This is a genomic window from Streptomyces sp. NPDC005151 (genome assembly GCF_053599875.1).
The window spans coordinates 1-10,328 of sequence record NZ_JBSFYR010000154.1 but is presented as its reverse complement, the minus strand read 5'-3'; the positions used below and the strand labels follow the sequence as shown (position 1 = coordinate 10,328).

Sequence of the window (10,328 nt, the reverse complement as noted above, 5' to 3'; positions counted from 1 at the left end):
TCACTGGATACCAGGCTGCCGAGGGAGAGACGAACCCACTGGCCAGCGGGCTGGACTCTCTCCGGGGCTCAGGGGAACACAAGGGATGTCGCACAGTTCGCAGTGACGGGGCGCAGTCCGAGGCCTCGGCAACAAGGCGATGCACGCCGACAAGCGCGCATCGGCAGTGTCAGCAAGGACTGCAGGATCCGCTCATTCCGTCAGTCGGTGCCGACCGCCGCTCTCTGCGCCGCTGTCATCGTGGCCGCCACCGTTCACAACGTCTGTGTGCGGGACGTGTACCGCGTCATTCTGCGGGTGAGGATGCCACCATGGACAACACGCATCTCACACACATCACGGCTCCGGAGGGCGTCACCCCGGGAGTCGGGTACACCCACGTCGTCACCGGCTCCGGCCGGCTCGTCGCCGTCTCCGGGCAGGTGGCTCTCGACGCGAACGGACGCGTCGTGGGAGCGGGTGATGCCGCTGCGCAGGCACGGCAGGTGTTCGAGAACCTGCGTCGTTGCCTGGCGGCCGCCGGTGCGTCCTTCGACGACATCGTCAAGCTCACCTACTACGTGACCGACATCGCCCATCTGCCCGCCGTCCGCACGGTACGTGACGCGTACATCGACTCCGAACGCCTGCCCGCAAGCTCCGCCGTCCAGGTCGCTGCGCTGTTCCGCCCCGAACTGCTGCTGGAGATCGAGGCCTTCGCTCTCGTCCCGGAGGCCACGCGGTAGCGGCGCCGGACCTCACCCGCCGGTTCAGGCGAGTGCGGTCAGCGGATCGTCGAGGACGGGCTGCCAAGCCAGTTCCGCCGCGCCCACGAGGCTGTTGTAGTCGAGGGTGCAGGGCAGGATCGGCACGCTGCCGCTGCGCCCCCAGAGGCTGCGGTCTGCGACCACCGCGCGCAGTCGCTCCGGGTCTGCGTCGAGCAGTGCACGGTGCAGCCCGCCGAGGATGATGCGGTCCGGGTTGAGGATGTTGACCAGGCCGGCCAGGCCGAGGCCGAGCCGGTCGATGAGTTCCTCGGCCGCGTTCCGTACCGCTGCGTCCTCGTACTCCGTACGCAGCAGGTCGCTCGCCTGCTTGAGCAGGGATTCCTCGGGGCCCGGTTCCCGGCGGGCGGCGGTCAGGAAGGCGAGCGGGTCGGTTTCGACGTCGAGGCAGCCGCGCCCGCCGCAGTAGCAGGGACGCCCTTCCGGGTTCACGGTGAGATGGCCGACCTCTAGGGCCAGACCCGAACTGCCGGTGTGCAGGCGGCCGTCGAGGACAAGGGCACCGCCGACGCCACGGTGACCCGTGGCCACGCAGAGCAGGTGCTGGGCCCCGCGGCCGGCGCCGTGCCGGTGTTCGGCGAGCGCGGCGAGGTTGACATCGTTGCCGGTGAACGCGGGGCCGGGGATGCCTGCTTCCCGTACACACGTGGCGAAGATCTCGCGGACCGGGGCGCCTGCCGGCCAGGCGATGTGCAGCGGGTTGAGCGCGGTGCCCTCCGGTTCGGCCACGGCGGAGGGGACGGCGAGTCCCGCGCCGACGCAGCGCAGTCCGCTGTCGCGCAGCAACCGGGCACATGCGTCGACGACTTCGCCCACGACCTGCGCCGGATCCGATGTGACCGTGACACAGCCGGGGGCGGTCGCGACGAGCCGCCCGCCGAGCCCGACCAGCGCGGCGCGGAACCCGTCGGCATGCACCTGCGCGGCGATGGCGACCGGACCGGACTCCCGGACGGCCAGCCGGTGCGAGGGGCGGCCCTGTGAGCCGGCTGCGGAACCGGGGCTGGAGTCGACGCGGATGAGGCCGAGCGCCGCCAGCTCCGCGGCGACCGCGCCGGCGGTCGCGCGGGTGACGCCGAGCTCGGAGGTGAGCACGGCGCGGGTGGGCGCGCGTCCGGTGTGGACCAGCTCCAGCGCGGGTCCGAGCGCGCTCCGGCCCCTCTCCAACTTCGTCCGGGTGGTGGTCGCCTTGCCGTTCATGGGGCCGAGTCTCCCACGATCCGGAGCCGCTGCCGACGCTCTGGTGGCGGACTTCTGCCGGCTTCCGGTCACGGAGGCCGCCCTGCGCCGCCGGGCCGGATGCCGCTGCCCGCTCCGGCGGGAGACCGTCTTGCGTCTGTTGTCCGTGGGCCCCTATGCTGAATTTGTGCCGCAACTAAACAAACTGCGGACGGCCCTACCGGGGGGACCAGGCGGAGACACCGCCCCACCCTCGTCGGCCCGCCTCCGTACCGCACTGACCGTGTTCTTCGCCCTCGACGGTTTCCTCTTCGCCGGCTGGGTGGTCCGCATCCCGGCCATCAAGCACCAGACCGGCGCCTCCGCCTCCACCCTCGGCCTCGCACTGCTCGGCGTCTCCGCCGGGGCGGTCATCACCATGATGCTCGCCGGCGGGCTCTGCCGACGGTTCGGCAGCCACCCCGTGACCGTGGTCTGCGGAGTGCTCCTCTCACTCGCCATCGCCCTGCCCGCGCAGACACATTCGGCGCTCGCGCTCGGTTCGGTGCTGCTGGTCTTCGGTGCGGCGTACGGTGCGATGAACGTGGCGATGAACAGCGCCGCGGTCGATCTCGTCGCCGGTCTGCGGCGCCCCGTGATGCCCAGCTTCCACGCCGCGTTCAGCCTCGGCGGCATGCTCGGCGCCGGCCTCGGCGGACTGGTCGCCGGCGGGCTCTCCCCCGCCACCCATCTCTCCGTCCTGACCGGGGTCGGACTGCTCGTCACCGCCGCCGCCGGACCGACCCTGCTGCGGCACCGGGCGCCCCGAACCGTATCCGTGGCCGACCGCACCGAACAGCCGCGCCGCATGACCGGGCGCGCCCGCAACGCGGTGCTGCTGTTCGGCGTGATCGCGCTCTGCACCGCGTACGGGGAAGGCGCACTGGCCGACTGGAGCGCGCTCCACCTGGAACAGGACCTGCATGCCAGCCCGGGCATCGCCGCCGCCGGATACTCCCTGTTCGCCCTGGCCATGACCGCGGGCCGACTCACCGGCACCGCGCTGCTGGAACGACTCGGGCAGACCCGCACGCTCGTCACGGGCGGCGCCACCGGTGCGGCCGGCATGCTCCTCGGCTCGCTCGCCCCGACCGCCTGGCTCGCCCTGCTCGGCTTCGCCGTCGCCGGTCTCGGGCTGGCCAACATCTTCCCCGTCGCCGTCGGCCGGGCCGGCGAGCTGGCCGGTCCGAGCGGAGTGGCCGTCGCGTCGACGATCGGCTACGGGGGGATGCTGCTGGGGCCGCCCGCGATCGGGTTCCTGGCCGACTGGTCCTCGCTGCCCGTCGCTCTGACGACGGTGGCGGTGCTGGCGGGCGCGGCGTCCGTACTGGGCCATGCGGCTCGCCATGCGATGACCCGCGCCTGATCGACGTACGCACGTCTCACGTACTGATGCCCGATTGAGCAGGTGTACTCAGGCAGGTCCCGCTCCCCGGAGGCACCATCCCTGTTCTTCGGAGGGAATCCCCCGTCTTCGGGAGGGGAGGGAATCCGATCCTGAAACCTGCGGCGCGGAGCGTCGCAACATCACTCCGGAATGCTTGAGCCTTGGCCAGGGCGCTTCTGGTTTTCGATGTAGTCCTTGACCACTTGGAGTGGTGCGCCGCCGCAGGATCCGGCGAAGTAGGAGCCGGACCAGAAGCGGCCGTGCATGGTGGCCCGGTTCACGCGGCCGGTGAACTCGGCGCGCAGGTAGCGCGAGGAGACGCCCTTGAGACTGTTCACCAGGTTCGACAGGGCGACTTTCGGCGGATAGTGCACCAGCAGATGGACGTGGTCCTCTTCGCCGTTGAACTCGATCAGGTCCGCACCGAAGTCGGTGCAGACGTTCCGCATGATCTCTTCGCAGCGCGTCAGCATGTCGTCGTTGAAGACGTTCCGCCGATATTTAGAGGTCTTGCAGATTGGCGCGGGGCGCGCCCGGCAGCAAACCAGGCACAGGTCTTGGCGCTCACGGAGTTGCGACGTGCTGTGATCATCGGGGAGGCCTATCCCTGTCCGTACTTCATGGCTGACCGACCGATTTTCAAGCCCTCCTACGCCTGGCAGAACGCCTTTCCACTGCCTCGCCGGCTGCCACGAACGTCGCGTCACCGTCGCGGTGCCACGGCGAGGAAGGTCATGCGGGTGCGCGGGTGGCCCGGATGAAGCGGGCGCCCCACTCCTGGACGTGCGCGGCAAACTCCGGCGGCCCCAGGACCTCGAACTCGGCGCCCACGTTGCCCAGCGCCTGGGTCGGCCAGTCGAGGGAGGTCGAGGTCATGGTGAGCCGGCAGCTGTCCTGGTCGAGCGGTTCGATCGTGCCCCAGCGGCCGACCACCTGCCGCACCCGCGAGGAGGGCGCGTGCACAAGGACCTCGACCGTGTACGGAGCCGGGGCCCCGCTCGCTGCCTGGACGAAGGCCACGGCGTCCTCGGCCGGGAGCAGGCGCGGCCGGAAGCGCGTGCCGGTCGCCGTCGGCTCGGTCAGCCGGTCTAGGCGGAAACTGCGCCAGTCGTGCCGACCCAGGTCGTAGGCCACCAGGTACCAGCGTCCGCCGAGTGCGACGACGCGGTGCGGCTCGACCTCGCGCTCAGTGGGTGCGGAGCCCCTGGCCGTGTAGCCGAACCGCAGCCGCTCCTCGTCCCGGCAAGCCTGGGCGACCGCGGTGAGCACCCCCGCTGCGACGACGGGCCCGGACACGACAGCGGAGAGGGTCATCGCGCGCAGGGCGTCCACCCTGGCCCGCAGCCGGGGCGGCAGGACCCGCACCACCTTGGTGAGTGCGCGCAGCGACGCTGTCTCCAACCCCGCGATCCCGCTCTGCGCCGCGTCGCCGATGCCCACCGCGAGGGCCACCGCCTCCTCGTCGTCCAGCAGCAGCGGCGGCAGGACGGCGCCGGGCGCGAGCTGGTAGCCGCCGTCGGTGCCCCGGGCCGCGCTGACCGGGTAGCCGAGCTCGCGCAGCCGCTCAACATCGCGGCGCAGCGTCCGCTCGGAGACCCCGAGCCGGTCGGCCAGTTCCAGGCCGGACCAGTGCCGGTGGGTCTGCAGCAGCGAGAGCAGTCTGAGGGTCCGTGAGCTGGTGTTCGCCATGCCGACATCCTGCCTCGGCTTCCGGTCAGAAATTGGCCGGAAGCCTCCCTAGAGTCGATCTCGACGGCCACACCCGAGGTAAGGACAGAAAAATGATCACCCGTGAGATCCAGCTGACTGCCCAGATCACCGGCACCCCCACGCTCGACCATTTCACCGTCGCCAAGACCGAGGTGGACGGCGAGGTCCTGGTACGCACCGACCAGATCGGGCTCGCCGCGACCTACCTGGAGCTGATGCGGGCCGACTGCACTATCCCGGTCCCGGCCTGGCAGCCGGGGCAGCGGGTAGGGGTGGCCGCCATCGGCACCGTGGTCCGATCCGACAGCCCCGAACTCGAGGTCGGCGACCTGGTCCAGTCGATGACCGGCTGGAGCGAGTACTCGGCCGGCCCGGCCGGCTCGTACCTCAAGCTCAACCGCGAGCTCTTCGCCGACCCCGGCTACTATCTCGGCCAGGGCCCGACCGCCTACTACGGGATGGCCGAGGTAGCGGCCGTAGGCGAAGGCGACGTGGTCTTTGTCTCCGGCGCGGCGGGCGGGGTTGGCTCGCTGGCCGGGCAGATCGCCAAGTGCCTTGGCGCGGCGCGGGTGATCGGCAGCGCCGGCAGCCCGGCGAAGGCCGACTACTTGGTGAACGAGCTCGGCTACGACGCCGCCTTCGACTACCACGACGGCTCCGCGGCCGAACGGCTGGGGGAACTCGCACCCGAAGGCATCTCGGTCTTCTTCGACATCGTGGGCGGCGAGCAGTATCAGGGCGCGCTCCAGGCGGCCCGGCCCGGAGCACGCTTCGCCCTCTGCGGCTCACTGTCCAGCCAGCTCGGCGACGCGGCGCAGCGCTTTCCGCAGCCCGACCGCGCGGCGGCCGAGGCCAAGGGCGTCGAGCTGCTGCCGTTCTCCTGCTACCACACGCCCGATCAGATCGCGGCCTGGCGCGAGCACTTCAGCAGCTGGCTGGGCGAGGGCCGCTTCGTCTACCCGCAGACAGTCGTCGAGGGCGGGATCGAGGACGTGCCGCAGGCGTTCCTCTCCCTGCTGCAGGGCTCCTACCAGGGCAATGTCTCGGTGCGGCTGTCGTGACCACACTCTCCCTCCGGGCACTGAACAGAGCGCTGATGGACCGCCAGTTCCTGCTGGCCCGCACCGATCACGCCCCGCTGGAGGTGATCGGGCGACTCGTCGCGCTGCAGGCGCAGGAGCCCAACTGGGCCTATGTCGGGCTGTGGAGCAGGATCCACGCGTTCACGCAGTCCGAGCTCACCGCACTGCTGGAGGACCGGCAGGTGGTCTGCTCCGCAGTACCCAGCACCTCGCCGCGGCCAACGACTTCCGTCGGCTGCGGCCGCTGCTGCAGCCCGTGCTCGACCGCACGGCCGGCTCGCCCCACTTCACCCGGAACAGCACAGGCCTGGACGCGGCGTCCTTGGTGGCCGAGGGACTCGACCTGCTCGCGGGAGGGACGCTGTCGCGCAAGGAGCTGGCCCGGCGGCTGGCCGAACGCCATCCGGGACACGACGGGCGGATTCTGGCCGGGCAGGTGGAACTGCGCACCCCCCTCGTCCATGGCGCGGCAACTGGCGCATGGGGCTCCTGGGGCAACCGGTCGGCGGTCTCGGTCACGCCCGCCGAGGTCTGGCTGGGACAGCCGATGGCGACTGCCGCCAAGGATTCGGCCAAGGAGCTGATCCGCCGCTATCTGGCCGCCTTCGGCCCGGCCGGGGTGAAGGACGTCCAGGCCTGGTGCGGACTGACCCGCCTGGGCGAGGTCGTCGCGGAGATGCACGCCGAACTGCGCCGCTACTCCGGCCCCGACGGCAGGGATCTGATCGATCTGGCCGACGCTGAGCTGCCCGACCCAAAGACGCTCGCTCCAGTGCGGCTGCTGCCCGCCTCGTTCCCAGCGCGGTGACATGAACCAAGAGTGCGGGTGCTCGCCACGGACACGGACGCCGCGTGGACCGTGCGACTCTCGGCGGAGCCGCCGCAGGCCGTCCGCACCACGGGGGCAGGCCCCGAAGAGGGGTTTGTGGACTGCGAGTTGAGCGGAACGGCCGAGGGCTCTATCTCACGCTCTGGAATCGGCAGCCGCTCACGGCGGTCACGGTATCGGGCGACCGGGGGCTCGCACGCCTGTGGTGCGAGAACTCGGGGATCATCTGGTCCTGACCGGCGTGCGGGCAGGCGCGGACCACCTCCGCCGTGGTCCGCACCCCACTCAGCCGGTCGCGCCGTTCAGCATCCGGGCGAGCACCGAACGCTGCAACGGCTTCACCTCGGCATAGCGCGCCCGGCCCTTGGCCGTCAGCTCGACCCGGACGCCGCGGCGGTCCTCGCTGCACATCCCGCGGCAGACGAGATCGTCCTTCTCCAGCCGTGCGACCAGTCGCGACAGTGCACTCTGGCTGAGATGGACCCGGGACGCCAGCTCCTGTACGCGATAGGCGGCGCCGCTGTCCTCCGACGCACCCTCCGCGAGGACGTCGAGCACCTCGAAGTCACTGGCGCCGAGGCCGTGCCGATGCAGCTCGCGATCGAGTTCGCACAACGTCCTGGCGTGCAGCGCAAGGATGTCCCGCCATTCGTCGACGAGCACGTGCTCGGGCTTGTTCGCAGCCATGTCCGCACGTTAGCAGAGAAGAGGCCGTTTGTTGCATCGGAATTAAATGCACTTGCATTCAATGCATACGCATGCACTGTCCTCACCATCCAACGGCGCGGGGGAACGGGCGGTGGGCGGCGAGGCACCCTTGCCCGCAGCCCACCGCCCCTGTGACACTTCGGACATGGGGCGACGAAGTCAGGAAGACCGGGACGCGATGACCGTCGAGATCGCCTTCGCCCTGGTCAGCGGCGCTGTTCTGGCCGCGGCCGCGTTCATCGCCGTCGCCGCGCCCACCGTCTGCCTCGATCTGTCGCGCGCGGCGGAACGAGTGGTGCTCCTGAGCGGGGCCGTCGTCTCGGCCGTCGTCTTCGTCGCCCGCCTCGTCGATGTGTTGTGGGGATTCCCCCGCCGGGGGCGCGGTCGCCCTATGGGTGCGCTCCGCCCGCAGGCTCCGTCTCAGCCGAGCCAGCCGGGACGTACGAGGCCCGACTCATAGGCGAGTACGACCAGTTGGGCCCGGTCGCGTGCGCCCAGCTTCACCATGGCGCGGCTGACATGGGTCTTGGCGGTGAGCGGGCTGACGACCAGCCGGCGGGCGATCTCCTCGTTGGACAGACCGATGCCGACCAGTGCCATCACTTCCCTTTCCCGTTCGGTCAGTTCACCCAGGCCGGCCGCGGCCGCGGGCTCCTTGGAACGGGCCGCGAACTCGGCGATCAGGCGGCGCGTCACCCCCGGCGAGAGCAGGGCGTCACCGGCCACCACGGCCCGTACCGCCCGCAGAAGCTCCTCCGGTTCGGTGTCCTTGACCAGAAAACCGGAGGCGCCGGACCGGATCGCCTCGAAGACGTACTCGTCGAGCTCGAAGGTGGTGAGCATGACCACCTTGACGTCGTTCAGCTCGGGGTCGCCGGTGATGGTGCGGGTCGCGACGAGACCGTCGAGATGCGGCATGCGGATGTCCATCAGCACGGTATCCGGGCGCAGTTCGCGCACCAGACGCACGGCTTCCGCCCCGTCGGCGGCCTCCCCCGCCACCTCGATGTCCGGCTGGGCGTCCAGCAGGGCGCGGAATCCTGCGCGGACCAGCAGCTGGTCATCGGCGAGCAGTACGCGGATCACGGTCTCTCCTCCGTCGTGTCCTGCACAGTGTCCATGATCGACGTGGAATCCACGCTCGACGCCGAGTCCCTGTCCGAAGCCGAGTGCAGGGGAAGCTCGGCCCGCACTCGGAAACCGCCGTCGGCCCGCGGTCCCGCCTCGATCGTGCCGCCCAGTGCGGCGGCCCGCTCCCGCATGCCGGCCAGCCCGTTGCCGCTGCCGCCCGCCTCGCTGCCGGTGACGGGGCCGTCGTCGTCGATACGGAGCCGTACGCGGCCGGTCCCGTAACCGATCCGGACCCGTGCGGTGCGCGAGCCCGAATGCCGGACCACGTTCGTCAGCGCCTCCTGCACTATCCGGAAGGCGGCCAGATCCGTTCCGGGCGGGACGGCGCCACGTACGCCTTCCGTCTCCACCGTGACGGTCAGTCCGGCGCTCGCCGCCTGGTCGACCAGCTCGGGCAGCCGGTCGAGCCCGGGGGCCGGGGCCCTGGGGGCGTCTCCCGGGGTACGGAGCGTGTCGAGGACCTGACGGACCTCGCCGAGCGCCTCCTTGCTGGCCGCCTTGATCGTGGTGAGGGCGGTCCGGGCCTGCTCCGGGTCGGAGTCGAGCAGCGCGAGTCCGACGCCTGCCTGGACATTGATGACGGAGATGCTGTGGGCGAGCACGTCATGGAGCTCCCGGGCCATCCGGAGCCGCTCCTCGTCGGCCCGTCGCTTCTCGGCGGCCTCCCGTTGGGCACGCTGGGCGGCCCACTGCTCGCGGCGTACGCGTACGAACTCCGCTGCCGCGACGATCGCCACCACCCAGGCGGCAACGCCCAGTTCCTGCCCCCAGGGCGCAGCCGAGTCGCCGCTCGGCGGCAGCCAGCGGTAGAGCCAGTGCGCCATCAGCAGGTGCCCCAGCCACACCATTCCCACGGCTGCCCAGGCCGCCCGCCGGTGCCCTGCGACAACCGCGCTGAAGCAGCCGACGGCGACCGCCAGGAAAACCGGGCCGTACGGATACCCGGCGCCCAGATAGACCATGGCCGCGGCCGCACTGCCGAAGACCGCCAGGACGGGGTGGCGGTGGCGCAGCAGGAGTACGGCGACGGCGATGAAGAGCAGCACCCGGGCGAAGAGGTCCAACGGGGCGCGCTCATCGAGCTGACCGCGGGCCGCGACGGAAGAGCCGATCATGACAATTGCGCCGAGGAGGATGGTGGATGGCCAGGGCAGCCGGGCGGCGGACCGCTCGCGCATCCCCGTCAGCCAGCGCGGCGGTCCGTCGTGTCCCCAGGGGCCCCAAGGCCCCCGGGGGCCCTCTGGGCCCGCGTGCGCCCAGGGCCGCCGCTGCGGCGGTCCGCCCTGCTCCCAGGGGGGAGCGCCGCTTCCGTGTGAGCGCTGCTCTTCCATAGCGGCAACGCTAGACCGCGGGCATCGACGGCGGCGTCAGCCGGGCGTGGTGATCACACGTACTCCCTGTGGAGTACCGTTCCTTGGCAGTGAGCGGAAGTGAGTCCGCGCACTGGCGCGCCCCGAACGGTCTTGGGCGCACTGGTCGTCCGCTTTCACCTCCGGGCG

Annotated in this window: 10 protein-coding genes and 2 pseudogenes; 6 read left to right on the top strand and 6 right to left on the bottom strand. The window is 71.0% G+C overall.

What is annotated here, in order from left to right; all coding sequences use genetic code 11:
* Positions 1 to 311 precede the first annotated feature (311 nt).
* Complete coding sequence (locus tag ACWD6R_RS38225; protein WP_451822966.1) at positions 312 to 725, top strand: RidA family protein; 414 nt, start codon at positions 312 to 314, stop codon at positions 723 to 725.
* Positions 726 to 749: 24 nt separating this feature from the next.
* Here ACWD6R_RS38225 and ACWD6R_RS38220 read toward each other — a convergent pair whose 3' ends face one another.
* A complete protein-coding gene (locus ACWD6R_RS38220) occupies positions 750 to 1,964 on the bottom strand; it encodes an ROK family protein (RefSeq protein ID WP_451822965.1) in 1,215 nt (404 codons plus the stop codon).
* Between the two features lie 166 nt (positions 1,965 to 2,130).
* Here ACWD6R_RS38220 and ACWD6R_RS38215 point away from each other — a divergent pair, with 166 nt between their 5' ends.
* Positions 2,131 to 3,348, top strand: coding sequence for an MFS transporter (locus tag ACWD6R_RS38215; protein WP_451822964.1), 1,218 nt, complete (start codon positions 2,131 to 2,133; stop codon positions 3,346 to 3,348).
* Between the two features lie 161 nt (positions 3,349 to 3,509).
* Here ACWD6R_RS38215 and tnpA read toward each other — a convergent pair.
* Positions 3,510 to 3,875: pseudogene (tnpA, locus tag ACWD6R_RS38210) on the bottom strand (IS200/IS605 family transposase); the annotation flags it as partial.
* 226 nt (positions 3,876 to 4,101) lie between these two features.
* A complete protein-coding gene (locus ACWD6R_RS38205) occupies positions 4,102 to 5,058 on the bottom strand; it encodes a helix-turn-helix transcriptional regulator (RefSeq protein ID WP_451822963.1) in 957 nt (318 codons plus the stop codon).
* Between the two features lie 92 nt (positions 5,059 to 5,150).
* On the opposite strand from ACWD6R_RS38205, the gene ACWD6R_RS38200 reads away from it, so the two are divergent.
* The 3 genes and pseudogenes from ACWD6R_RS38200 to ACWD6R_RS38190 form a co-directional block, all read left to right on the top strand.
* Entirely contained in the window at positions 5,151 to 6,140 is a 990-nt protein-coding gene (locus ACWD6R_RS38200; RefSeq protein ID WP_451822962.1) for an MDR family NADP-dependent oxidoreductase, read from the top strand.
* A complete protein-coding gene (locus tag ACWD6R_RS38195; protein WP_451822961.1) occupies positions 6,118 to 6,969 on the top strand; it encodes a DNA glycosylase AlkZ-like family protein in 852 nt (283 codons plus the stop codon). Before ACWD6R_RS38200 ends, ACWD6R_RS38195 begins: the two co-directional genes overlap by 23 nt.
* A gap of 3 nt (positions 6,970 to 6,972) precedes the next feature.
* Positions 6,973 to 7,226 (top strand): annotated as a pseudogene (locus ACWD6R_RS38190) (maleylpyruvate isomerase family mycothiol-dependent enzyme); the annotation flags it as partial.
* 49 nt (positions 7,227 to 7,275) lie between these two features.
* Here ACWD6R_RS38190 and ACWD6R_RS38185 read toward each other — a convergent pair.
* Entirely contained in the window at positions 7,276 to 7,677 is a 402-nt protein-coding gene (locus tag ACWD6R_RS38185) for a MarR family winged helix-turn-helix transcriptional regulator (protein WP_451822960.1), read from the bottom strand.
* A gap of 166 nt (positions 7,678 to 7,843) precedes the next feature.
* On the opposite strand from ACWD6R_RS38185, the gene ACWD6R_RS38180 reads away from it, so the two are divergent.
* Entirely contained in the window at positions 7,844 to 8,158 is a 315-nt protein-coding gene (locus ACWD6R_RS38180; protein WP_451822959.1) for a DUF6332 family protein, read from the top strand.
* Here ACWD6R_RS38180 and ACWD6R_RS38175 read toward each other — a convergent pair.
* Both ACWD6R_RS38175 and ACWD6R_RS38170 read right to left on the bottom strand, forming a co-directional pair.
* Complete coding sequence (locus ACWD6R_RS38175) at positions 8,119 to 8,784, bottom strand: response regulator (RefSeq protein ID WP_451822958.1); 666 nt, start codon at positions 8,782 to 8,784, stop codon at positions 8,119 to 8,121. The genes ACWD6R_RS38180 and ACWD6R_RS38175 overlap by 40 nt on opposite strands.
* Complete coding sequence (locus tag ACWD6R_RS38170) at positions 8,781 to 10,160, bottom strand: sensor histidine kinase (RefSeq protein ID WP_451822957.1); 1,380 nt, start codon at positions 10,158 to 10,160, stop codon at positions 8,781 to 8,783. The genes ACWD6R_RS38175 and ACWD6R_RS38170 overlap by 4 nt, the downstream gene beginning before the upstream one ends.
* Positions 10,161 to 10,328: the final 168 nt, after the last annotated feature.

Coding starts and splice junctions, on each gene's coding strand:
- ACWD6R_RS38225 (WP_451822966.1), top strand. CDS start 312: ATGGACAACACGCATCTCACACACATCACGGCTCCGGAGGGCGTCACC.
- ACWD6R_RS38220 (WP_451822965.1), bottom strand. CDS start 1,964: ATGAACGGCAAGGCGACCACCACCCGGACGAAGTTGGAGAGGGGCCGG.
- ACWD6R_RS38205 (WP_451822963.1), bottom strand. CDS start 5,058: ATGGCGAACACCAGCTCACGGACCCTCAGACTGCTCTCGCTGCTGCAG.
- ACWD6R_RS38200 (WP_451822962.1), top strand. CDS start 5,151: ATGATCACCCGTGAGATCCAGCTGACTGCCCAGATCACCGGCACCCCC.
- ACWD6R_RS38195 (WP_451822961.1), top strand. CDS start 6,118: ATGTCTCGGTGCGGCTGTCGTGACCACACTCTCCCTCCGGGCACTGAA.
- ACWD6R_RS38185 (WP_451822960.1), bottom strand. CDS start 7,677: ATGGCTGCGAACAAGCCCGAGCACGTGCTCGTCGACGAATGGCGGGAC.
- ACWD6R_RS38180 (WP_451822959.1), top strand. CDS start 7,844: ATGGGGCGACGAAGTCAGGAAGACCGGGACGCGATGACCGTCGAGATC.
- ACWD6R_RS38170 (WP_451822957.1), bottom strand. CDS start 10,160: ATGGAAGAGCAGCGCTCACACGGAAGCGGCGCTCCCCCCTGGGAGCAG.